This is a genomic window from Methylobacter sp. Wu1 (assembly GCF_036553575.1).
Lineage (GTDB): Bacteria > Pseudomonadota > Gammaproteobacteria > Methylococcales > Methylomonadaceae > Methylobacter.
Genome location: NZ_JAZHOC010000057.1, coordinates 33,915 through 56,921 on the forward strand (window position 1 = coordinate 33,915; position 23,007 = coordinate 56,921).

Sequence of the window (23,007 nt, forward strand, 5' to 3'; positions counted from 1 at the left end):
GCATGATACTAAAACCGAAACAAACTCTGCACATAGAAATAGTCAACATCCTTGGCTTCCGGCGCCGATGGCGCGTTTTTGGCAAAGGTGCCCTTGAACAGATGCGCCCAGCCGGTTTCCAGATTCAGGCTGCTGTTGACATCCCAGCGTGCCGATAACTCCAGTTGCTGGCCGATGTAATTACCGGTCTTGCCGGTCTTGTCACGTAAATTGGCACTGGTCCAGGCGTCCTTGTCTTCAGCCAGCCAGAAAAACCGATGAGCTAAGAAAGCTTGCACGTCGGAACGCGGATTAATGCCGATCCGGTAGCCCGGCGTATTGATATTGCTGCGGGCAAAAGCGCCATAGATGCCGGTGGGGCCGAAGTCAAAGCGGCGCGCGCCGAACAGGGTATCGAAGCGCTGGTCCTTACCGTCGTTCGGGTCGTGATCGCCGCTGGCGTAATCGTATTCGAGCGCCAGGCGCGGCGTCCACGGCATGTCAAAGGTATAGCCGACATCGAGGTGCTGGAACCAGGCGGAATGGTCCAGGTCGCGGCCGTCGTTGGCAGCGGTTGTCGCGCGTACCGTACCGAATTGGCCGATGGTTTCCGATTGGAAATCGAAGCTCGCTTTGGTAGGTTTGATGTAAAAACGCATGCCGGGCGTGAAGAAGCGGCGGTTGCGCGTCGGATTGCGTTTGCGGTCACCTTCGTCCAGGTGATACAGATACAGCTCGGCGTTCATTTTCCAGGGCAAATCGTAGACTTCCAGGAAGCCGCCGGAGAACCAGGTCTGGTATTCTGGCTCGTCGAAGCTGTGGAAATGGTCGAGTAGCTGTGTTGAATCATTAGGATAACGGCCGACCGGCATGGTGACGAAAGCATTGAATTGCCATCTGTCGTAGTCGAGAACCCGCAGCCGCACACCGTCAAAGCTGTTGATGGTATTGCGGAACACGTTGCGGGCCACCAGGCGGCGGCTGCCGAAATTCAGCGTCTGGCGGCCGGCGATGACTTCCGCGCCCAGGCCGCTGTAAGCGACATTCTGATCGGCCCAGGCCAGGTAACCCTGGATGAAGTCGGCTTCGTCGACATGAGTATTATTGATGCCGGAGCCTTGATCCGCACCGAATTGCCTGGCATCCAGAAATTCACCGCCAGCGCGGAAATGGCCGAAGCGCGCTTCCATCCACAGGTCGTTTTGCAGCGGAATCTGCTGGTCTCCGCCCTGGCTGTTGGCGCGGAAAGTGCCATCCATGGTTTCGTAGCGGGTGCGTTGCTCTAGAGATACTGACAGCCACTCCGGTAAATTCAATGCATCATGCAGATTCCAGACCGGTTTTTCGTATTTGCCGTAGCCGGTCAATGCATCGCGCATTTGGCTGGAAAATACGGAGAAGGGCGGTTTGGTGTAGCTTTTCTTTTCTTCTGCCGCCTGGGCAGTATTGCTGCCCCCCATGTAAATGCTGCCGGCGATAATTAAACTGAGTGTATGGCCAGCAGTAATGCCGATAATATGCTTTCTTTGCACGGTCAAACCTATAATTATTGTGGGTACGGAATCTATATAGCAACACTTACTCTGAAAGCCCCAAAATAAGCATCGATCTAGTTTAACACGTTATGTATACTAGTATATAACGATAATAGCTTTTAAGCAAATGGCGTACCAATTATTGAGATGGCACATGTTATTGAGTTATATCAGTTATTATTGTTGTGTCAGAAAATAAATAATGTTGGGTTTCAAACATTTTGTTATGTTTTGTAGGTTGAGTGATGGAACGATTATTCAATTGTTTTTTCATCCACAAAGCGCCATAGCAATTCCAAAAAGCGGATAACCGCTTGGCGCTTTCTGGCTGACAAACCGACATAGTGTTGCTGGACGGGCAGCGGGCAGCACCTCCCCCGTGCCATGGCTCAGCTTCCTCCAAGTTGCACGCGCCATTCCCAACCGGCGGCTTGAACCGCAAAAGGCCGTATTTTATAGATCGTTATGTATAAAAGTAAATATCGAAGATGAAAGGCAGATTGTTGCTTGGAATTAAATTACTGTAGGAATTTATCAGCTTGAGTAGCACGACAGGCCTCCTGCATTTTGAAGAAAAAGAAGCACTTCATGGCCGCGTTACTTGTGTTCCATGGGTAAAAGACAACTGTCTGATGGCGCTCAGCATGCTCGCGTTTTTCGCCCTGGCAGGGGATGCACATGATTGACTCAAGGCGACGCTGAAAATGCCTGCGGCATCAATACCGGCTCAGCGATGAAGTCTTCGGGTTGCTTACCCGTCAAACTGTTCAGGAAGTCTACCAAGTCATGGACTTCCTGATCGGTCAGTTCTCTGCCGAGTTGTACTTTGCCCATGACGCGTACCGCTTGCGGCAGGGTAGCGACCGAACCATCATGAAAATACGGCGGCGTCATGGCGACATTACGAAGACTGGGCACTTTGAAGACGTACTTATCGGCGGGATTTTTGGTGGCGGTGAAACGGCCCTCATCAATGGGTTGGCTGCCCGTTTGCGTCCAGTAGTCCTCAACGACGCCGAATTTCTGAAATGAAGAACCGCCGATTCCCACGCCGTTGTGGCAGGACGCGCAGCCGAGCTCGATGAAGGTCTTTAAGCCATTCTGCGCTTGGGGAGCCAAAGCCTTGGCATCGCCTTTGAGAAAGACGTCGAATGGCGAGGGTGTCACCAAGGTACGCTCATAAGCCCCGATCGCCTTGCCCCAGTTGTCAGGCTTCACCGGTTCAGGATCGTTCGCAAAGGCTTGTTTGAATTCCGCCTCATAGCCGGGCAGGGCCTTGATCTTGCGGATGACCGCTGCAAAGTCGGAATTGCCGAAACTGGCATGCCCGATCAGCGATTTCATCGCCTGCTCCTCCACGTTTTGACGCTCGCCGGTCCAATGGGCCTTGAACTGGAGCGCAGCATTGAGCACAGTGGGCGCATTGTGGGCATTCAGGCGATGCTCGACGCCGACCGATTTCGCCAAGGCATCAGTGCCGTAGAGGGCGGGACGGTGGCAGGTCGCACAGCTCACGGTACCGTCGAGAGACAGCCGGGGGTCAAAAAACAACTTCCTGCCCAGCGCGACACGCGTGGTATCGATGGGAAACTCATCGGTCGCCATATCTTGAGGGAGCGGCTTGAATACCTGATGGACTTTTTCCATCAAGGGCGCTTGTGCCTCCCGAGCCTGGGCCGTTAGTGCAAGAAGCGCTATTGCCCAAGCCATACCCGATGTCCAGGAGGACGATTTACTTGTTGCTGTCAATGGATGACTAGTCATATGCGTGCCCCACTTAATCTAATTTCGGCGTAAAGCTGGCCAGATCATTAAGACCGAGCATGCGCTCAAGATCACCCACTTCGGCGACGATCTTCTCGAACCCCTCCTTGCCAAATAGCGCATGTTCCTTATTTTCGAAGGCCTCGCCCAAGGCGGCATATTCATGGGCGGAAACGAGAGAACGAAAAGCCGGGAACAGCACCGTATCTTCGCGTGCGGCATGAGGCCGATACATGCGGACGAACAGGCGCAGGGCGGTGCTCAGCTTGTCACGTTCTGCCGGCGTCTTGACAGTCTGGAGCGTGGTTCCCTTGATGACATCGGTCAACTGGCGTCCGGCCCGATGCTGAGTGCGCAGTACCTGCACGAGATCGGTCAGTTTCCCGGCTTTCTCGAAACGTGGAAAAACGTAGTCTTCTTCCAGCTTTCCGTGATAATCCTCAAGAAAGCGGCGGACCAGATCGGCGCCTTTCGACAACACTTCGGGCGGGAAATCGGCGTTTTTTGGCAGACGCCGCCACAGGATTTCGTCGTAAATAAGCAGAATACGGTCGAGCACGCCATGTTCGCGCATCAGGTCTTCCACCGGAGACACTTCTTCAACCGTATCTTGCTTTTTTTGTTTTGCGGCGTCTTCTCGGGCAAAGGCCAAAGCCGGCTGTGCGAATACCGCCGCTCCACAAGCCAAAGTGCCAGCCTTTTGGATAAATTGCCTACGTGAGGTGTACTGCATCATGGTCAATCTCCTCATTATGTTAGTCGAACGTATTTTTCAGAAGTGGGGTTAAACAAGTTATCGGATGAAGCGCATCCGGAATCATCTTAGGCCTCATGCTATCGGCATCCGGCCAGCTCACGATTCTGCTTTAGACGGCTTTGATCATCGTTTTTGGGCTTGCACCAGCGCATTGCCGAGCTACTGCCGTGGTGTATCTACAAGACTAAATGGCCTGAGAGACTAAATCAGGCCGGATGCCAGCCCGACTCCGATCAATAACATCGCCAGCGCAACGATAATCTGCACAGCCTGCAATGTGACTTTCCGCAGCGCCTGCCGGCCCACGAACGAGCCGATAAAGGCGCAGAGTGTGCCTACCACAACCGGCGCGATCAGCTTCTGAGATTGCGCCAGGTGGTCCGCCGCGATGTCGGTTCCGTACACGATCAGGCGTGAGGCATCGACGATCACTGCAGCAACCACACCGGTCGCCACGAAAGCTTCTTTCGACAGACCCGCCTTGATCAGAAAGGCCGAACGCAGCGCCCCTTGATTGCCGGACAGGCCGCCAAAGAATCCAGATAGCGCGCCGCCCAGCGGTAGCCAACGCGACGGAAACGCCAAAGCCTGAAAACGGGGCCACAATTCCAGCAGTGAGAACGCTACGAGCAAGAGGCCGACGACCGCCTTGACGACCGTAATCTCGAAGGTCGATTCGCCGAGAGTATAGTGCGCTAGAGGCGGCATTTTATCGAACAGATTGAGGAGACTTGCTCCCACTATAGCCGCAATGGCAGCCGGCACGCCGAAGCGCACCACCACCTGCCAGTCAGCCTGCTTGGCCAGCAAGCCGAACTTGAAGATGTTGTTGGCGAAGTGCACCACAGCCGTGGTGGCGATGGCCAGCGACACCGGAAAGAACAGCGCGAATACCGGCATCAGGATGGTACCGAGGCCAAATCCGGAAAACAGTGTAAGGCCGGAAGTCAGCAGCGCCACGGCGCCAATCAGAATCAGTTCCATGGGAGAGCCTTATCTATAATCGAATTTCGTTATCGATTTTGATTATTATAAGCCACCTTTGTTTCAAAGCGAGAAAGCAAACGCATGACGATTATCCACCCTCATGACCGCAGCCCATGGTCAATCTTTCTCATTTTCCTGCGCCTGGGGTTAACCTCCTTCGGCGGTCCCATCGCGCACTTGGGCTATTTTCGTGACGAATTCGTGACTCGCCGCCACTGGCTGAGCGAACGCAGTTATGCGGATCTGGTGGCGCTGTGCCAGTTCTTGCCGGGGCCGGCCAGTAGCCAGGTCGGGATCGCGTTAGGCCTGTCGAGGTCGGGGTATAGCGGGGCGCTGGCGGCATGGGCGGGATTTACGCTGCCTTCAACGATCGCATTGATCTTATTCGCATTGGGCATTGCCAATTATGGCGATGCTGTCGCACCCGGTGCGCTGCATGGCCTGAAAGTGGTCGCGGTCGCCGTGGTTGCTCAGGCGATATGGGGGATGGCTCGCAGCCTGTGCCCGGATACGCCGCGTGTCTCGCTGATGGCGATTGCCGCCTGCATCGTCTTGCTTGAACCTTCGACTTGGGGCCAGATCAGTGTGATTGCCGGTGCCGGCATCGCGGGCCTGCTGCTGTTCAAACCTGTGCAGGCGACTACACATGATCCGCTGCCGGTCACGGTCAGCCGCCGGGCTGGAGTTCTCTGGTTGTCGCTGTTCTTTGTCTTGCTGGCTGTGCTGCCGATGTTGGCCAAACTGCTGCCGGGGCAGACCCTGGCGATGGTGGATGCGTTCTATCGAGCGGGATCACTGGTGTTCGGCGGAGGCCACGTCGTGCTACCGTTGCTGCAGGCCGAAGTGGTGCCCTCGGGTTGGGTGAGCAATGAGTCCTTCCTGGCGGGTTATGGAGCAGCCCAAGCGGTGCCCGGTCCTTTGTTCACCTTCGCCGCATTCCTTGGGGCTTCGATGAACACCGGACCTTCCGGCTGGATCGGCGGCCTGATTTGCCTATTGGCGATTTTCACGCCGTCCTTCCTACTGGTCATCGGGGCACTGCCATTCTGGGAGCAATTGCGCCGCAGCGTGGGCATGCAAGCGGCACTGGCCGGCATCAATGCGGCCGTGGTCGGCCTGCTGCTGGCGGCGCTGTATCAGCCCGTATGGACCAGCGCCATTCATCAGCCGCAAGACTTCGGGTTAGCGCTAGTCGCCTTCATCGCGCTGATGTTCTGGCAGCTTCCGCCGTGGCTGGTTGTCGTCGGGAGCGGCACGGCAGGTTGGCTGCTGAGTTTCATTCTGTGAGGCCGAGAACATGACCGACAAAGACCTTTATGGCGGCCTGATCCGCCTGCACATTCTGCATCATGCCGCCGAGGAGCCCATCTTCGGCCTCGGCATCATCAAAGAGCTGCGGCGATATAGTTACGAGATGAGCGCCGGGACGCTGTACCCGATTGCACGGGTTAGAGAAAAAAGGCTACCTCTGCGTCGAACGGGCCGTAGTGAATGGCAAGATACGCAAGTACTATCGGATTACCGACCGGGGCCGTGTCGCCCTGGAAGATATCAAGCCCAAGCTGCGGGAGCTGATGGCAGAAGTGCTGGGCGATCAGGGATCTGCCAACGGCTCCGGATCAGTCGAGTAACGCCATGCAAGCGTAGTGATCGAAATGCTGAAGCGGAGATTCTCATGAATCAGAGAATGAAAATTAGCACTAAAGTCCACGACCTCGGTCAGCGTCTGGCACACGATCAACGGAGGCCCGCTCATCTGCGACAAAAAGCCCTACTTGCCGCAGTGCAAGGACCTATGAGGTCGAGGCTTACTCTTTCGTAAGCACGATGCCGGAGGCTGGCGCCTCCGGCAGAAGCCGAGCCAGCTGACGAGTGGTGACAGTCCTGTCGATAGAGTGCTGTCGCGCTGGCGGTACTTTTTAAACCTGTCTCAATCCGACTGATGCGCAACATCAGTTACACAAACAAAAAGCGGGGGAGTTGCGGTTTGATTTCCATGAAGGATGCTTCAGTAGGTTTTGTAAGGAAGAAATTTTCCTGACATAGTGATCTTGACGCGGTCGCCATTCGGATCGGGCTCACGGGTCAGATCCATCTTGAAATCGATGGCGCTCATGATGCCGTCGCCGAACTCTTCCTGGATCAGTTCTTTGAAGGTCGTTCCGTACACATTGATCAATTCGTAGAAGCGATAGATCAACGGATCGGTCGGAATGCTGGTGGGCAACGAGCCCTTGTAAGGCACAACCGTCAGCCACTGCCTCTCCTCCTCGGCCAGATCGAACAGTTCTCCCACCACGGCAGCTTGTTCATTTGTGAGCGTCATCTGGCCCAGACAGGCGGCCGTGACCCATTCCTTGCTCAGGCCAACCTTTGCCGCGACGTCAGCCCATTTCAGCCCTCGTCTGACTTTCGTGATGATGATTTTCTCAGTGACTTTGAGTCTGTTCATTGGGTTCTCCCGGTATGTGAAAAAACGCATAGAGGCGGTATGGATGGATAGCGATTCATGAGGACTTCTTTCATTAATATGTCGACAAAATTGCTTCAGAATCGGGAAAGCTGACGCAGGGCAGCAACAGAAGCAAAGGCCAGGCTCGATCCAGGCTAGCTTCATGCAGGATAGAGAAGGGCTTGGCGGAAGGGCTTTGCCGCTATTTCTTGTTCTATTTCTGAGCGCCACAGGTTAAGCTCTTCCCCAAGTTGGTTAAAGGGATGCAGGCATTAATTGCCGCATTCCGCTTTCAGGTCAAACGACGGTTATCAATTCTTCTTGAATTTAGCCGCTTCTTCCGACCCGCCGGTGGCGTCGCCTTTGCTGTAGGAATGCGCACCCACGCCCGCCAGCTGGCCGCCTTGAACCACCAGATACTCGTTGCGGATGGGCCGGCCCTCGAAGTAGCATTCCAGTATCTCGCGCACGCCGGCTGCATAGCGCGTCTGCGCCGACAGGCTGGTGCCTGAAATGTGCGGCGTCATGCCGTGATGCGGCATCGTGCGCCACGGATGGTCGTTCGGCGCCGGCTGAGGAAACCAGACATCGCCGGCATAGCCCGCCAATTGACCGCTTTCCAGGGCGCGGACGATGGCGTCGCGATCGCACAATTTGCCGCGCGCCGTATTGATTAGGTAAGCGCCGCGTTTGAAATTCTTCAGCGTCTGCTCGTTGATCATGTGCTCGGTTTCAGGATGCAGCGGGCAGTTCAATGTCACGACGTCGCACACCTTGGTCAGGCTGTCCAGGCTGGTGTGATAGGTCAGGTCGAGTTCCTGCTCGACCGATTCCGGCAGGCGATGGCGATCCATATAATGCAATTTCACACCGAAAGGTTTGAGCAGGCGCAGTACCCGCAGACCGATACGGCCGGCAGCCACAGTACCGACTTGCATCGCTTCCAGGTCGTAGGAGCGCGCCACGCAGTCGGCGATATTCCAGCCGCCTTTGATCACCCAGTTGTAGGACGGGATATAGTTGCGCACCAGCGCGAGCGTCGCCATCACCACATGCTCGGCAACGCTGTTGCTGTTGCAGTAGGTGACTTCGGCGACAGTAATGCCGCGCTCCATCGCCGCCTGCAGGTCAGTATGGTCAGAGCCGATGCCGGCCGTCACGATCATCTTGAGATTTTTCGCCTTGGCGATGCGTTCGGCCGTCATGTAAGCCGGCCAGAACGGCTGCGAAATCACGATGTCGGCATCATGCAGTTCGCGGTCCAGAACGCTGTCGGCGCCATCCTTGCTGGAGGTGATGATAAATTGGTGGCCGTTTGATTCCAGATACTTGCGCAGGCCCAGTTCGCCGGACACGCTGCCAAGCAGGGCGCCGGGCTTGAAGTCAATGGCCTTGGGCGTCGGCAAGGTTTGCCCGTCCGGGTAACGCTCCGGCTGCGGGCAGTCATCCCGTGCGTAGGAAGTCGGATAACCGTCGATCGGATCATCGTAAAGAACACAAATAATTTTAGCCATTTTTCCATCTCCATCATGAGTTGAATTTTGAAGATCGGTCCTGATCTTTGATTGATCGGGACCGGAGTTTATCCTGGCCAGATGACAATATTGCCCGCTTTACCGGTGACGGGCGTCTTATCGTTTGGAGATATCGCTTGATAACTCGCGGTTATCATTGAATCGAATCGTTATTGCTGCTTCGGATCACGATAGGCAACTCCGGACCCTCCCAGACCGCAATAGCCCAGCGGATTTTTTTTCAGATAATCCTGATGATACGCTTCGGCGGACGTATAGTTTTTCAGCGGAGCAATTTCAGTGGTAATGGGCTTGGTGATGCCGGCCGCTTTTAAATTGGTTTGATAGATGTCCCGTGTTTTCTCCGCCAGCTGCCGTTCTTCATCGGTACGATAAAAGATGGCACTGCGGTAATTGCTGCCTACATCGTTGCCCTGGCGATTGCCCTGGGTGGGGTTGTGGTTTTCCCAAAACTGAATCAGGACCCGTTCAAGCGTCGTCTGCCTGGGGTCGTAATAGACTTTGACCACTTCCGCATGGTTTTTGACGGCTTTGCCTTCCTGTATGGATTTTTCGGTATCGTGGAGTGCCTGGTAGTTGGGGTGGGCGATATCGCCCCCGGCATAGCCGGCCTCAACATCCAATACGCCTGCCAAGGCTTGCATGCGTTTTTCCGCGCCCCAGAAACATCCCATCCCCAGGACGATATAAGAGGTATCAGGACCGACAGCCGCTTTATTCAGGGAAGGATTGCCGCTTTTGCCCGCAAGCACTGAAGAACTCAGCAATACGCCAGTTGCGATCACTAAAACGCCTATCATAGGTAAAGACCAAAATGCTCGATGCCATCTGTTCACAAATATGTCCTTCTTTATACCGTCAGTTACATAATGGAGCCACTCAGCTCCGTCTACGCTGTTTGATCGCGTTGAATCGACATTGGTTGCGGTTGCCGGTGAAAATTATTTACTCGGCGGAGGTAGTGACCAATGCCGTTAAGTTAAGACTTGTTCCGTTCGCCCAGCTCCTTCGACTACGCTCAGGACTAAAGGCTCTGTCGGAGGGAAAGGGGAACAAGTCGTTAAGCCATTCATGGTTCGACAAGCTCACAACGAACGGCTTAACTTAACGGCATTAGGGCAGTGATGCCTCCAAAAAGTACGATGCCTTGTAAGTGCTTTGGAGAGTGGGCTAATAGTTCATAGCGATCAGCGAATCGAACCTGTGTTGCAGATTCAGATGATGGGCAATGTGCCAAACCGCATCCTGTAACGGCGACGCCAATTCCTGCCGGCGGGCGATCAGGCCGATTTCCCGCGACAGTTCCGGAAGCAACGGCAGGGCAGTGACTTCCTGGCGCATTTCAAACAGGTTCAACAGGCTGTGAAGCACCACGCTGTACAGAGTGGCGTTGCGGACATGGGCATATAGGGCGAATACCGAATCGGTTTCCAACACCACATTGGGAATGATGTCCGCTTCGCGGAAGGCCGCATCGATCAGGCGGCGGTTTTGCATGTTCTGGGTCAACAAGCACAAAGGCAACTCCGCCAAATCTCGCCAGCACAAGTTGCTTTTGATCAAGTGAGGGGCAGGGCTGCGGGCCAGCAGCACATGCCGTTCACGGTATAGCGGTAAAGTTCTGAAACCTTTGAGTCTGGGGTCATCCAAATAGGTCAGGCCCAAATCCAGCTCGAAACTATCCAGTTGGCGAATCATCTCATCGTAGCTCAATGAAACCAATGTGATGCCAACGCCGGGATAATCATGCTGGAACGGTTCGGTCAATAACGGCGTCACCGCCAGCGTCGTGGGAATGGCGCCGAGGCGGAGCGTGCCGGTGAGCTGCCGGTGACACTGCGCCGCTTCCTGTTTCATGGATTCCCAGTCTTGCGCCAGCATTCGTGCCCATTTCAACAGGCGCTCGCCGTCAGCGGTAAAGCCATGAAAGCGCTGGCCGCGTTGAACGATGGTAATGCCCAGTTCTTCCTCAAGATGCTGGATGGCGGAGGACAAGGCTGGTTGGGAAACATGGCACGCTTCCGCCGCCTGGCCGAAATGTCCGGTTTTCGATAGCGCCAGCAGATAATGGATTTGACGGATGAACATAGTGGCATTACAACGATTCCAAAAAGCGGATAACCGATTGGCGTTTCTCGGCCGGTAGCCCGGCAAAACGTTGCCGAGCGGGCAGCGCTTCGCCCCCATGCCATAGCACGGCTTCCGTCAAGCTGCGCGCGCGGCCGTCATGCAGGAAATAACTGTGCTCGTTGATGCGCGCCGTCAGGCCGATGCCCCACAATGGCGGCGTGCGCCACTCCCGCCCACCGGCTTGAAAGTCGGGCCGCTGGTCGGCCAGTTCATCGCCCATGTCGTGGACCAGCAGATCGGTATAGGGATGCAGGGTTTGCCCGGACAGGGCCGGCTGCGGCGGAAATTCGCCGGTCGTCAAAACCGGTACGTGGCAAGCGGCGCAGCCGATGGCGGTAAATGTTCGTTCGCCTTGCTGCACCATCGGATCATCGGCATCGCGCCGAGCCGGGACTTGCAGCAGGCGCAGATAGCCCAGCGCGGCATCGAGCTGGGCATCGGTCAATTCGGGCTGCCGGGCTGATGGCGACTGTTTACAGGCGATTTGAACCGCTGTGCAGTTCTCCTTGGGATGCAACGATGAGGTAATCCCCATGTCGCCGACAAAAGCGCCGGCAATTTGCTGCCTGAGCGTGGCGACATTGGCCTTGAGGCCGAAACGCCCGATAGCCGGACGCTGCCGTTCGGCATCCCAGACATGATTGGGATGGCCATTGACGCCTTGCTGACGGCCTGCTTCAGCCAAGTGCAAGATGGTCTGGTCAGAGATGGCTTCCAGCAAGCCCAAACCGAATACCGGCGGTCCGACGCGCGGCGAGAACCGGATGTCGGCGTTTAACGGCCCGTATTGCAGGTCGGTGAATTGGTATAACGGCGTTCTCAAGCCGACGGTTTCACCGTCCGGCAGCGTCACGCTCTCTTCGCGGTAATCGACGCGCACCCAACCTTCGCCAGGTACGCCGGGAACGCCTTGTTCGTTCAACTGGTTGCCGTAGACAGGGTGCGGCAAGGGGGCGCCATGCGGGTCTTGCCCCGGCAGGCTCAGGCGCACCAGCATCGAACGCATGGCCTGCTGCGGATTTTCCGGCGGCTGCCCGCGCCCGTTCTTGGGATGGCAGGACAGGCAGGACAATTGGTTGTAAAGCGGGCCGAGCCCGGCGATTTCTATATCTTGGGCCGGCGGCACAACCCAGCTCTGCCGGAACAGGCTGCGGCCGCGCAACGCTTCGGCCCGTTGTTCGCGCGTTACCTCCGGATTGATCCGCGAGTAGGCCTCGCGCGTGGCATCCGCTATTTCGAAACTGCTTGCGGCTTGAGCCGCTTGCAGGCTCGTCAGAGAGCCGCTCAATGCCAACAGGATTACCAGGGCGCGCGTCATTATGGCTCCAACTGCTTTAGCAGGTGTTCAGCTTCGGCATAACGGCTGTCGATCTCCTGGCGCCAGGATTGTTCCAGCATCCGAGCTTTTGCTTCGGCTTTCGCATCGGTCGATCGGTCGGCGAATATCTGTTGCATGGCCGGGTTTTCAGCCGTTTTCGCATCGACAGGCACGGCCGTCAGCAACTGTCGAATCTTCGCCAGACGTTCGTCCTTGCCGGCGGCTTCATGCGTGCGCAGCTTCTGCCAGAGAGTTTGCAGGCGCGGGTGATGATCGGTGAACAGCCGGTCAAACAGCGCATTGTTCAAAGCCAGGAGCGGCAATGCGCGGACCGGATCGTAAACGACCGGATGCAGATCCGCCGCCGCGAACGGGTTGTAGTATCCGTCAGGCTTGTCCGCGTAAACGGCGGCCCGTACCGGCAGTTTGCGGATGTCGGGATGGAACAGCCGTTTCTGGCCGGCGTTCGATAGAACGAAAGCCACAAACTGACGGGCGGCATCGGTGTGTTGGCTGGCGGCCGTGATCGCGATATGGGCCGGCGAATAGGCGGCCGGTTCGGGATAGACGAATTGCAGCGGCGCGCCGTTGGCGATGGCCGAGGCGGTGAAAAAGTCGATGGCCGGCCCAATGCCGCGCTCGCCGGAACCGATGCTGTCAGTGATGAAGGTGGCGCCGGATTCGACCAGGCGGGCATTGGCGGTGATGCCGGCCAGTATCGCCCAGCCCTGGTCCCAGCCGTATTGCTGCAGGACGCTGTCGATCATCATCGGCGCGAAGCCGACCTTGGACGGCACCGGCAGAGCCAGATGCCCTTGATAACGCGCATTGGCCAAGTCTTGCCAGGTTTTCGGCGTCGGCAGGCCATGCTTTTGCAGATAAGCCGGATTCACCGCGAAGCCGTAACCGGCCGTTTCGGTGGCGCAAAAATAGCCGTCCGGGTCGGCCAGCGGCATCGCGCCGAGATGATCGCCCAATCCTTGACGGCTTATGCCGAGCTTCTGCCAGGCGCCTTGCCGTTTCAAGACCGTAAAATTATGCAGCGAGGCGGACCAGTAAACATCGACGCCGCCTTGTTTAGGCTGGCTCAAATACGGCAGCGCATCATGCGGCATGCGCCATAGCACCGCCAGATCGATGTCCGGATAGGCGCGCTCGAAAGCGGTTTCGAAACGGGACACCACATCTTCCGGGTAGGCGGTCAGGACAGTCAGTTTCTCCTTGGCGGCGGCCGGAAAGGCGCTTAAGCCGATGATCAGGCCGAATAAGAGGCATAAATTTTTCATCATCGATCTCCCGATGCTCAATAACTCAGATTAAGGTTGGCGAAGTAATTCCGGCCCGGTTCCGGGAAGCCTTCTTCATAGGCGTAATTCTGGTCGGCCACGTTGTTGACGCCGAATTCGGCGCTCAACTGTTCAGTGGCGATGAAAGTAGCCTTGAGATTGCCGACGACAAAATCTTCCGCGATGCGCGTGCCGGTGGTATTGCTGTAGCGTTTGCCGTTGTATTCGGCGCTGGCGAGCAGCCGCAGGTATTGCAGCGGCTGATATTCCAGGTACGTGAAAATCTTGTGCCGGGGTGTGTCGGTCGGATAAATGCCCGGATTGCTGATGTTGTTGCGGTCCAGCCAGGTGTAATTGGCATGGGCCCGCCATTGGTCATTGATTTGCGCGGTCGCGAACAGTTCTACCCCCAGGTTTTCCTGCTGGCCGATATTCTGCAATTGAGAGCAGGGCGGGCGGCTGCAGCTGTCGTTGGGCAGGGTCACGCTTTCGATGGTGTCGTCAATCTGGCTGAAAAACAGGTTGCCGCCGTAATCCAGCCCGCCCAACGCCTTGCCGTCCAGGCCCAGTTCATAGTTCAGCGCGTCTTCCGGCTGCAGGGCGGGATTGGGCAGGGCAGTGCCCAGCCGGTAGGAAAAGCGGTCCTTGATGGTCGGGAATCGGGTCTTTCGGGCAAGGCTGGCATGCAGTTGCAGGTCGTCGGCGAGCTGGTAAAAGGCGCTGCTCTGGACGTTATAGGCGTCCTTGGTGCCGCTGAGCGGGAACGAAACCAGTTGGTTGTCGATCAGGTTCTGCGCCTGAATTTGTTTCTGCTGGTCATAGCTGGCGCCGATGACGAATCTGAGGTTATCAAGGGGTGTGTAGCTGTCTTCGATCGCATAGGAAAACAACTCGTCGGCAAAACGCTGCTGTGGCTGGCCTTTATTGCCGATTTCGCGGTGCACATCCTGCTTGTAGCTGAATGCCAGTTTCAGTTCGTGCCGGTCGAACCAGGTATTTCCGTATTCGATGCCGCCGCCGAACGTGTAGTCATCATAGCGGCTGTCGAAGGCATACGGCCGGCGCATGCTGTTGTAGCTGGCGTCGTCATAGGATTGCAGGCTGTTCTCAAAGGTATCGTGGTAAGCGCGCAGTTTTACGGTATGCGCATCGCCGAACTGGGTCCGCGACAGGAAATACACGCTCTCCTTGTCCCAGTATGGCCAGCGCCAGAAACGGGGGCTGACGGTTTTGTCGGTGCCGGCGTAAGGCGGCGTGTCCTTGCGGCCGTTTTGATTGATGTAGGTGAGGGCGTATTCGTCAGTAGCGTTGGGAGTGAGGCCAAGCTTGATATTGCCCTTGTAATCGGTATTGCCCGAATTCTCGCGGATGCCGCCGTCCTCGCTGGCGGTCGGCTTGAAGTCATCGGAAAGCCGCCAGAACTGCCTGTCCAGATAGGACGCGCCGCCCTGGATATACCACAGGCCCTGGTTCGAGCCGAAGTTCAACGCCGTCTGATAGTAATTGGCATCGAACTGCGAATCCATGCCCATGCCGGTCGTCAGATTGCCTTCCAGCTTCCGGGACGGGCGCCGGCTGACCAGATTGACGCTGCCGCCCAGCGTGTTCGGGCCATACAGGACGGAGGCATTGCCTTTGCTGACGTTGATCTGGCCAATGTCGAAGGTCGTAAACCGGTTCAGGTCGACATTGCCATCATAAGGCACATACACTGGAATGCCGTCCATGAACAGCGGCACTTGCCGGGAGTTGAAGCCGCGCAGGTAGATCAGGCGCTCGTTGCGCGCGCCTAAATTCTGCACCGAAACGCCGGGCAGCAGATCCAGGGCCGAAGCGACATCGTTACGGTTGTTGCGCGCTATGTCTTCGTAGGCGAGGGTTTCCTTATCGGAAGGCTGTTCCACTTTGGCGTTAACTTCGATAACGCCTAAATCAAAAATATCATCGTCGGCCAATGCCCCTTTGGAGAAAGTTGTGATCATTAACAATAAAGCGGTCGTGCGCATGATTTTTTCTGTTAGATGTTGATAGAATACGGAAGGGGCTTGTGCGCGCGAATGGCTTATAATCGCGGTTTTACTTGCGCATCGATGAATATGGCAGTGCAAAAGCAAGACTTATTCGTTCCCATCCGATAAGAATAAGGCTATTTTAATTCGTTATGTATTTGTGTAAATAACGAAAATTGACAACAGTCTGTTTCTATTCAGGAGATAATGTTCAACTTAATTTTTTGCGAGGCAACCAACACGACAATGATCGGCGATTCAAACCACGACGATTTTCCAACCGCCTGGATCGAAGGCGACTTGCGGCTGGCCGGTATACTTGACAGCCGCATGATCGGCTTGCTGAAGGCTATCGATGAAAGCGGTTCCATCAACCAGGCCGCCAAGCAGGTGGGCTTAAGTTACAAGGGCGCCTGGCAGATGATAGAACGTGCCAACAACCTGGCCCCCAAAGTGTTGATTGCCACAACGACCGGTGGCAGCAAGGGCGGCGGTACCCGACTGACTGCCTCCGGCCAGGCGCTGCTGCAGCTGTTTACCCGGTTGGAGCAGCAGCATCGGCAGTTCTTGCGGCAACTCAATCAGAATCTGGTGGACGATCCCGAGATGATGCTGCTGCTTAAACCGCTGGCCATCAAAACCAGCGCCACTAACCAATTGTTCGGCACGATCACCCGCATTCAGCCCGGCGCCATTAATGCCGAAGTGATCGTCGAATTAAAAGGCGGTGAACAGATTGTCGCTGACTTGAGTTTGTCAACGCTTGACCGGCTTGAACTCAACATTGGCAAGGATGTGCTGTTGCTGATCAATGCGCCGGAGATTGGCATCGTTATCGATTTCAACCGTCAACAATTCTCGGCGCGCAACTGTCTGCCAGGCAGAGTGATTCGCTTGCAGCGGGACGACGTTGATTCGCAGGTAGCGCTCCGGTTGCCTGGCGGAGACAGTCTTATCGCCACGATAACCCAAGCCAGCGACGAATCCCTGGGATTGAAATGCGATATGCCGGTCAATGCCGTGTTCAAAAGCAATGCCGTGATGCTCGCCGTGGCGGCGCTTGAAGAATCTCATCCACCAGCGCAGTAGGTTTCTGTCTGGAAACGATAAGAGAATCTCGATCTGAGAACGGAATAGGGCGACTGAAGTCGCCCCCACAGGCTTATATCTTCCGGAATCGGCAAAGAATGCGGCAGCAAGGATATGCTGCGGTTTGGGCCATGAAGTTCAGCCATATTATTAGCAAGCCACATGAGATACAATCTTGCCAAGATTTTATAATTCATGCGAGTCATCGCTAATAATGCTGGGGGGTATTTAATAATGATTTCTAAAAGAAGAATAACAGCTTCTTCCACAGCCCGTTTTACCTGGACTGCAAGGCCCAAGTATTTTTTTCTGTGTTTATCCTTTACCGTGCTGATCGGCTGCCAAACCGACCCCGGTACCGATCTCAACAATTCCAGCGCGACGGAAGGCTTCTCGCCGAAAGATACCGACAAGCTTTTCGTCGTCGATTGTTTGCTGCCGGGCCAGGTCCGCAAGCTCGGCACCCAAATGACCTACATTTCCAGCCGTCGCCCCATCAGAACGACAGCCGGCGAATGCGAAATTCGCGGCGGCGAATATGTGGCTTATGACCGCGCCAATTTCGCATCGGCTTTGAAAGTATGGCTGCCGCAGGCGCAACAGGGCGACGCGGAGGCGCAGGTGACGCTGGGCGAGATTTATGAAAAAGGCCTGGGCGGAATGGCCGATCCCGCACTGGCTGCGCAATGGTATTTAAAAGCAGCCGAGCAGGGCAATTCCAGGGCCCAGGTCAACCTCGGTTATCTTTATGAGAAAGGCCTGGGCGTAAAGAAAGACATTCCGACCGCATTGAACTGGTACCGCAAGGCATCAGGCCTGGCAAACTCGGATCTGCAGTTTGCCTCGGTGACCGAAGCGGCTGTGGCCAATACCTATAAGGAGCAACTGGAGGAACTGCGCCAGGAGTCGCAAAGCCATGCGGAAGAAGCCAAGAGCCTGCGCAGGGAACTGGATGAGACCCGGCAGCAATTGTCCAGCCAGCAGCGCAAACTGTCGGATCTGCGCAGACAGCTCGACAATACGCGTGACAAACTCGAACAGGAACGCGGAAAATCCAATCGCAACGACGCCCTGATCCACTCCCTGGAAAAAGACCTGGAAGAGAAATTATCCAGCCTGAATGCCCAGCAAACCAGAGTCTCTCAGCTTGAAAGCCAATTCCATAACGAACAGCAGCAAGCCAAGGCTGGGGGCGATGCATCCGGCGCGGCAAATGAGTCAGGCCGCCAGCAGCAGACGGCACAGTCCAGGCAAAAGCTCGAGCAACTGCAGGAACAATTGAAATCGCTGGAAGCGGAATATCACAATACTTCTATCCGCATCAAAAGCGACATGAGCGCGCTTGAAGGCAAGGCATCCGAGACGGGCTCTACGCAGGAAAAACTGGCTCTGGAAAAATTGCGCGGCAAACTCAAGCAGGACAAGAGCGAACTGTTGGCTCAGGGCTTGCAGATCAAGGAACTGAAAAAGACGATCGAGCAGGAGCGGCAGGCGTTGGCAAGCCTTGAGGATACTTCATCCCAGGCGCTGGCGCAAAACGGCCCTGTCATCGATATCATCGACCCGCCGATGACGCTGACCCGCGGCGTACCCAGCTATCAATTAAGATCCATTGACCGCAGCAAGAAAATCGTCGGCAAGGTCGGCGCCGCGGACAGCCTGAAAACACTGCAGATCAATGAACAAAACACGCCGGTCGACGCCGACGGTGTGTTCCGCACCGATATCGCTATCGAGAGCGCATTGACGCCGGTCAAGATCGTGGCGGTCGATAAACAGGGCAAACGCAGCATCGTCACTTTCAATCTGCTGGCTAAAAATCAGGAAGCAGTCGCCGATGAAAAAACCTTGCCGGTCAAAGCCAGCTCGAAATCCTACCCATCCGTTGATTTCGGCCGGTTTTACGCCTTGATTATCGGCAATAACGACTACAAACAACTGCCGACGCTGAAAACGTCGATCAATGACGCCAAAGCGGTCGATGAAATGCTGCGGACGCGCTACGGCTATAAAACCACGCTGTTGGTCAACGCCAGCCGGCATCAGATCATGACCGCTTTCAACGATCTGAGAAAGGTATTGACCGAAAAGGACAATCTGCTGATTTATTACGCAGGCCACGGGGAGATCGATAAAAACGATCAAAGCGCCTACTGGCTGCCGTCCGATGCTGAACCGGACAATAACGCCAACTGGCTGTCCAGCCATAATATCACGCAGTATTTGAGCATTCTGCCGGCGAAACATATTCTGGTCATTGCCGATTCGTGTTATTCCGGTGCCATGACTGAAACATCCATCGTGCGCTTGCCGGACGAAATGCCCGAAGAAAAACGTGAAAAATGGCTGAAATTCATGAACAACCGCAAGGCCAGAACCGTCATGACATCGGGCGGCGTCAAGCCGGTGCTGGATTCAGGCAGCGGCGGCCATTCGGTATTTGCCAATGCGTTTCTGAAGGCATTGGGTTCCAATGCCGGTCTGCTCGAGGATTACGAGCTGTACAGAATCGTCTCCGGCAAAGTCAAACAGTCCGCGTCGCAGATCGGCTTTCAGCAAAGTCCGCAGTATTCCGCCATGCAGCATGCAGGGCATGAAGGCAGCCCGTTCTTTTTCGTACCGCGGAGCTGAGAAGACAGGCATTGTTAGATAAAGTAAGTTGTAGGTGCGAATTGATTCGCACTGTTTTTGGATATAGAGAAATACAATGAATGCAGACGATCTAGCCGATGATGCTACGCAAATCGCGCCGACAAGAACCATGCGCCAGCCATCGGATGAGGCAGGCGCATTAACGCACACGCCTGAGCAGGATACTGATGCCACCGTTCTGACTCAGCCGCAGCCGGCGAAAAAGCCGGTTGCGGTCGATGCTGACGCCACTGTTCTGGCCCGGCCGGCGAAAAAGCCAGCTATGGTTGACGATGAGGCCACCGTTCTGACTCAGCCGGCAAAAAAGCCGGTTGCGGCTGATGCTGATGCCGCTGTTCAGGCTACTGTAACTTTCAGGGAGCTTCATAAGGAAGAGAAATCCGAAGCACTGAAAACGGGATCGATACTGAACAGGCGCTTCGTGCTCAAGGAAGTGCTCGGCAGCGGCGGCATGGGTACTGTGTTCAGGGCGACCGATTTGCGTCGCCAGGAAGCGCAGGACCAGCAGACCGACGTTGCGTTAAAAGTGTTGAATGAAGAATTTCGTGATGATCCGGAACTGTTCATCGCGCTTCAGAGAGAAACGAAGAAATCCCAGATGCTGGCCCACCCCAATATTGTCAGCGTCTATGATTTCGACCGCGACGGTCGCAATATCTTCATGGTCATGGAAATATTGGAAGGCAAGTCGCTTTCTCAATATATCCGTGAAATCGCTCCGCAAGGCGGCATCTCCTTCGACAAGGCCTGGCCGATCATCAAAGGGCTGGCGTTGGCATTGGGTTACGCCCACAAAAAGAACATTGTTCATTCGGATTTTAAACCGGGCAATATCTTTATCACCGATGGCGGCGAAGTCAAAGTGCTGGATTTCGGCATCGCCTGCGCGGCCGTAAGATCGGACCGCCAGGGCCATGACGATACGGTTTTCAATGCCCGCGACCTAGGGGCGCTGACGCCGGCTTACGCCAGTCTGGAAATGTTTGAAAACCGCGATCCCGATCCGCGCGACGATATTTATGCGCTGGCCTGCGTCAGTTATGAACTGCTGGCCGGCAAGCATCCTTTCGGCAAGCTGTCCGCCCAGAAAGCGCTGGAAGTCAATCTTCAGCCGCCGGTCATTCCGGGCTTGAAACGCCGGCAATGGAACGCCCTGACGCACGCCCTGGCGTTGAAAAGAGAGCAGAGAACGGCTTCCATCACGCAATTTCTTGATGAAATAGAGCCCAAATCACCCTGGCCGAAAGTCCTTGGCGCTGCAGCGATTGTGGCTTTAATCGCGGCGGCGGGCGGTTATGTCTATATCTATCAGAATATGGATGCCGTGCCTGAAGTGGTTGAACTGACTCCGGAACAGCAACTTCAGATCAAGGACCTGCTCGAACTGGCGCAAATCCATTTTGAAGTCGGCTATATCACCGCGCCTTCCGGCAGCAACGCCTTATGGGCTTACCGTCAGGTGCTGGCCATTGATCCCTATAACAAGGAGGCCTTGCAGGGACTGGAGAAGATCGCTGACCTGATTGAAAAGCAGGCTAACGAACTGTTTGATCAGCAAAAGTTCGATGAAAGCCTGGCAAAAATTGAAGAAGGGCTGGAAGCGCTGCCTAAAAGAGAAAGTCTGCTGGCATTGAAAGAGAAGATATTGCAGATGAAGCGATAGGAGTTTCATCGGTTGTGCTGGTGGAATTCCTGTTTTTCCAAAAAGGAAAACGCAGAAGAAGCAGATCGACCGGCAAAAATCGACCCCAAGCGGAAATTCGCCAGTTTCCTTTGAACGTCAGGTTATCGTTCTCTTAAGTCATTCAAACTACACCAGATTGCAGGTCGGCTTTTTTATTTTGCGCGAATTTATTTTGTACGAATGAGTCCCACCAGCAGCAGCAAAAAATGGCGACGCGCTTGGTTTTATAACCCGCAGCGTCGCCATTCGTACTTGGGCCATAAAAGCCCCAGTCAGTATGATGCAGAAGTGGCTACATTACAAAAAGTCGCTTAACTGGCTACTGGGTTGGTGGATTTCACTTGACCCCCTCACAAAACCAGCGACGAGGAGGAAGAACTATGAAAAGCGATATTCGATACGATCTATGTCTGTGCCCTTGGTTGTTACAGTGGTCCTGGGGCGCTGGTCGCATCCTTTGCGGAGGCCCAGGAAACTCCTCCTGCAAGGGTAACATTACTGTCGTGGGCGACAAGCCGGGATTCTTTATGTTTGCTCGGTGAGTGTTCGACCGCGGGCATGCCACATTATCTTTATAACTGAAGAAAGGAGGAAACAATGAAAGTATCTACCTGGATCGGTATTTTCGGCTGCCTCATGGCACTCGCGTTCCTGATCAATCCCAATGTCGTTCGCGCCCAAAATTTTAATTATCGAGGCTGTGCGTGGCCGCTCGAACTCTCGCCCGAAGGTTCCGGTAACGTGCAGGGCCCTGACGCTGCTGCCCGGTATTGGATCATGCCCTTTGATACGCAGTACGAAACGATGACCATCAAAGGCATCTATCCCAATATCCGGTTTTTTTCTTTTACCGCGTACGAAACGATAGATTACGACCCTCTAAATAATACCAATAAGGGATTCCACCTCGCAGAACATTATCTGTACGATGCCCAGATCACCCCCGATCCGGGCAGCACCAACCCGTTCGTCCCACCGGGCGGTCGCAACGGCAACTATACTGTCACAATCTCGCGTAACAGCACGAGTTCGGGGAATACAATCGGGGTTTCCTCGGACCTTACTTGGGTAGTCCTGCGCATGTACGTAGCGGACGCCGATCCGTCCCAGAGCGGTCAAAGTCTGATGGGCGGGGTGCCGCTCCCCACCATAACAGTGGCGGACCAAACCGGTGCCAGCAAGCAGTTGGAGGCCTGCTTCCCGATCAACAAATGGTTGGATGCGAGTGCCTTTGCCCAATTTCTCTTCCCACCCGCGGTCGATTTGAGCATCGATGAAGGCACGCCTTCCTCCGATCGGCTCTGGTTTGCGTCACCTTTAGACCCGCCGTCGATTCTATGGCCTAATCCGGATGGTAAATACATGATGATGTGGCCGGGGAACAAATACCAACCCGGGCGGATCATTGTCATACACGGCAAAGCTCCGGGTTTCCCCGACACATTCGAGGGTTCTCCGATTTGGAGGCCGGCACGGGGCTTCCGGACCGTCGACATGCGGTATTGGGCCGTTTGCGAACAGGACTTTGCGCCGCCGCTTTCGCTGGTTGGTTGCGTAACCGATCTGACAACTCGTCTTGAAGGCGGCTATTATACGATCGTCATAACGGATGATCGGCAGCGCCCGGACTGGTTACGGCCTAATGTCAACTGGCTGCCGTATGGGGATGAGCAGTATCCCAAGTTTTTGGTTATCCGCAACATGCTGCCTGCGCCCGATTTCCCCTATGCTATCCAAAATGTCTGGGCGGGGGGGGGGGGGGGGGGGGGGGGGGGGGGGGGGGGGGGGGGGGGGGGGGGGGGGGGGGGGGGGGGGGGGGGGGGGGGGGGG

Annotated in this window: 18 protein-coding genes; 7 read left to right on the plus strand and 11 right to left on the minus strand. The window is 55.5% G+C overall.

The genetic code is table 11. The features are described 5' to 3' along the window. Nucleotides 1-8: 8 nt before the first annotated feature. Entirely contained in the window at nt 9-1,439 is a 1,431-nt protein-coding gene (locus tag V2P20_RS11340) for an alginate export family protein (RefSeq protein WP_331818402.1), read from the minus strand. Between the two features lie 614 nt (nt 1,440-2,053). Between V2P20_RS11340 and V2P20_RS11345 the strand changes: the two genes are divergently transcribed. Next, nucleotides 2,054-2,200, plus strand: coding sequence for a hypothetical protein (locus V2P20_RS11345; RefSeq protein ID WP_331818367.1), 147 nt, complete (start codon nt 2,054-2,056; stop codon nt 2,198-2,200). A gap of 1 nt (nt 2,201) precedes the next feature. On the opposite strand, the gene V2P20_RS11350 is transcribed toward V2P20_RS11345, so the two are convergent. From V2P20_RS11350 to V2P20_RS11360, 3 genes are all read right to left on the minus strand, one after another. Further along, nucleotides 2,202-3,224, minus strand: coding sequence for a cytochrome c peroxidase (locus V2P20_RS11350; protein ID WP_331818369.1), 1,023 nt, complete (start codon nt 3,222-3,224; stop codon nt 2,202-2,204). 67 nt (nt 3,225-3,291) lie between these two features. Continuing rightward, nucleotides 3,292-4,014 (minus strand): hemerythrin domain-containing protein, encoded by a 723-nt coding sequence (locus V2P20_RS11355; RefSeq protein WP_331818371.1) that lies wholly within the window; start codon nt 4,012-4,014, stop codon nt 3,292-3,294. 222 nt (nt 4,015-4,236) lie between these two features. Then, the gene (locus tag V2P20_RS11360) at nt 4,237-5,019 is read right to left on the minus strand and encodes a sulfite exporter TauE/SafE family protein (RefSeq protein ID WP_331818373.1); all 783 of its coding nucleotides are present in this window, start codon (nt 5,017-5,019) and stop codon (nt 4,237-4,239) included. Between the two features lie 84 nt (nt 5,020-5,103). Here V2P20_RS11360 and chrA point away from each other — a divergent pair, with 84 nt between their 5' ends. Both chrA and V2P20_RS11370 read left to right on the plus strand, forming a co-directional pair. Next, nucleotides 5,104-6,309, plus strand: coding sequence for a chromate efflux transporter (gene chrA, locus V2P20_RS11365; RefSeq protein WP_331818375.1), 1,206 nt, complete (start codon nt 5,104-5,106; stop codon nt 6,307-6,309). A 152-nt stretch (nt 6,310-6,461) separates the two neighbouring features. Then, nucleotides 6,462-6,653, plus strand: coding sequence for a helix-turn-helix transcriptional regulator (locus V2P20_RS11370; RefSeq protein ID WP_331818377.1), 192 nt, complete (start codon nt 6,462-6,464; stop codon nt 6,651-6,653). Between the two features lie 377 nt (nt 6,654-7,030). Here the strand turns inward: V2P20_RS11370 and cynS are convergent, their stop codons facing one another. The 7 genes from cynS to V2P20_RS11405 all read right to left on the minus strand — a co-directional run bounded on the left by cynS (nt 7,031) and on the right by V2P20_RS11405 (nt 15,749). Continuing rightward, entirely contained in the window at nt 7,031-7,474 is a 444-nt protein-coding gene (cynS, locus tag V2P20_RS11375) for a cyanase (protein WP_331818379.1), read from the minus strand. 311 nt (nt 7,475-7,785) lie between these two features. Next, the gene (locus tag V2P20_RS11380; RefSeq protein ID WP_331818381.1) at nt 7,786-8,988 is read right to left on the minus strand and encodes an NAD-dependent formate dehydrogenase; all 1,203 of its coding nucleotides are present in this window, start codon (nt 8,986-8,988) and stop codon (nt 7,786-7,788) included. A gap of 170 nt (nt 8,989-9,158) precedes the next feature. After that, the gene (msrA, locus tag V2P20_RS11385) at nt 9,159-9,809 is read right to left on the minus strand and encodes a peptide-methionine (S)-S-oxide reductase MsrA (RefSeq protein ID WP_331818383.1); all 651 of its coding nucleotides are present in this window, start codon (nt 9,807-9,809) and stop codon (nt 9,159-9,161) included. A gap of 370 nt (nt 9,810-10,179) precedes the next feature. Continuing rightward, nucleotides 10,180-11,097: a LysR family transcriptional regulator gene (locus V2P20_RS11390; RefSeq protein ID WP_331818385.1), complete on the minus strand. Its 918-nt coding sequence runs from the start codon at nt 11,095-11,097 to the stop codon at nt 10,180-10,182. 7 nt (nt 11,098-11,104) lie between these two features. Continuing rightward, nucleotides 11,105-12,457, minus strand: coding sequence for a di-heme oxidoredictase family protein (locus V2P20_RS11395; RefSeq protein WP_331818387.1), 1,353 nt, complete (start codon nt 12,455-12,457; stop codon nt 11,105-11,107). Next, entirely contained in the window at nt 12,457-13,746 is a 1,290-nt protein-coding gene (locus V2P20_RS11400) for an extracellular solute-binding protein (protein WP_331818389.1), read from the minus strand. Before V2P20_RS11400 ends, V2P20_RS11395 begins: the two co-directional genes overlap by 1 nt. Before the next feature lie 14 nt (nt 13,747-13,760). Continuing rightward, a complete protein-coding gene (locus tag V2P20_RS11405) occupies nt 13,761-15,749 on the minus strand; it encodes a TonB-dependent receptor (protein ID WP_331818391.1) in 1,989 nt (662 codons plus the stop codon). A gap of 210 nt (nt 15,750-15,959) precedes the next feature. Here V2P20_RS11405 and V2P20_RS11410 point away from each other — a divergent pair, with 210 nt between their 5' ends. The 4 genes from V2P20_RS11410 to V2P20_RS11425 form a co-directional block, all read left to right on the plus strand. Next, nucleotides 15,960-16,841, plus strand: a complete 882-nt coding sequence (locus tag V2P20_RS11410) for a TOBE domain-containing protein (protein ID WP_331818393.1) — start codon at nt 15,960-15,962, stop codon at nt 16,839-16,841. Nucleotides 16,842-17,075: 234 nt separating this feature from the next. Continuing rightward, nucleotides 17,076-19,472 carry a caspase family protein gene (locus tag V2P20_RS11415; protein ID WP_331818395.1) on the plus strand — a complete coding sequence of 799 codons (2,397 nt, stop codon included), beginning with the start codon at nt 17,076-17,078 and terminating at the stop codon, nt 19,470-19,472. Nucleotides 19,473-19,548: 76 nt separating this feature from the next. Further along, the gene (locus V2P20_RS11420; protein WP_331818397.1) at nt 19,549-21,156 is read left to right on the plus strand and encodes a serine/threonine-protein kinase; all 1,608 of its coding nucleotides are present in this window, start codon (nt 19,549-19,551) and stop codon (nt 21,154-21,156) included. A gap of 1,101 nt (nt 21,157-22,257) precedes the next feature. Then, on the plus strand, nt 22,258-23,007 hold a 750-nt coding region (locus V2P20_RS11425; RefSeq protein WP_331818398.1), incomplete at its 3' end, for a hypothetical protein.

What these genes read in the sequence shown, in the direction of transcription:
- V2P20_RS11420 (WP_331818397.1), top strand. Translation starts at nt 19,549, where the DNA reads ATGAATGCAGACGATCTAGCCGATGATGCTACGCAAATCGCGCCGACA.
- V2P20_RS11360 (WP_331818373.1), bottom strand. Translation starts at nt 5,019, where the DNA reads ATGGAACTGATTCTGATTGGCGCCGTGGCGCTGCTGACTTCCGGCCTT.
- V2P20_RS11380 (WP_331818381.1), bottom strand. Translation starts at nt 8,988, where the DNA reads ATGGCTAAAATTATTTGTGTTCTTTACGATGATCCGATCGACGGTTAT.
- V2P20_RS11355 (WP_331818371.1), bottom strand. Translation starts at nt 4,014, where the DNA reads ATGATGCAGTACACCTCACGTAGGCAATTTATCCAAAAGGCTGGCACT.
- V2P20_RS11405 (WP_331818391.1), bottom strand. Translation starts at nt 15,749, where the DNA reads ATGCGCACGACCGCTTTATTGTTAATGATCACAACTTTCTCCAAAGGG.
- V2P20_RS11390 (WP_331818385.1), bottom strand. Translation starts at nt 11,097, where the DNA reads ATGTTCATCCGTCAAATCCATTATCTGCTGGCGCTATCGAAAACCGGA.
- msrA (WP_331818383.1), bottom strand. Translation starts at nt 9,809, where the DNA reads ATGATAGGCGTTTTAGTGATCGCAACTGGCGTATTGCTGAGTTCTTCA.
- cynS (WP_331818379.1), bottom strand. Translation starts at nt 7,474, where the DNA reads ATGAACAGACTCAAAGTCACTGAGAAAATCATCATCACGAAAGTCAGA.
- V2P20_RS11410 (WP_331818393.1), top strand. Translation starts at nt 15,960, where the DNA reads ATGTTCAACTTAATTTTTTGCGAGGCAACCAACACGACAATGATCGGC.
- chrA (WP_331818375.1), top strand. Translation starts at nt 5,104, where the DNA reads ATGACGATTATCCACCCTCATGACCGCAGCCCATGGTCAATCTTTCTC.
- V2P20_RS11340 (WP_331818402.1), bottom strand. Translation starts at nt 1,439, where the DNA reads ATGGGGGGCAGCAATACTGCCCAGGCGGCAGAAGAAAAGAAAAGCTAC.
- V2P20_RS11395 (WP_331818387.1), bottom strand. Translation starts at nt 12,457, where the DNA reads ATGACGCGCGCCCTGGTAATCCTGTTGGCATTGAGCGGCTCTCTGACG.
- V2P20_RS11415 (WP_331818395.1), top strand. Translation starts at nt 17,076, where the DNA reads ATGATTTCTAAAAGAAGAATAACAGCTTCTTCCACAGCCCGTTTTACC.
- V2P20_RS11400 (WP_331818389.1), bottom strand. Translation starts at nt 13,746, where the DNA reads ATGATGAAAAATTTATGCCTCTTATTCGGCCTGATCATCGGCTTAAGC.
- V2P20_RS11350 (WP_331818369.1), bottom strand. Translation starts at nt 3,224, where the DNA reads ATGGCTTGGGCAATAGCGCTTCTTGCACTAACGGCCCAGGCTCGGGAG.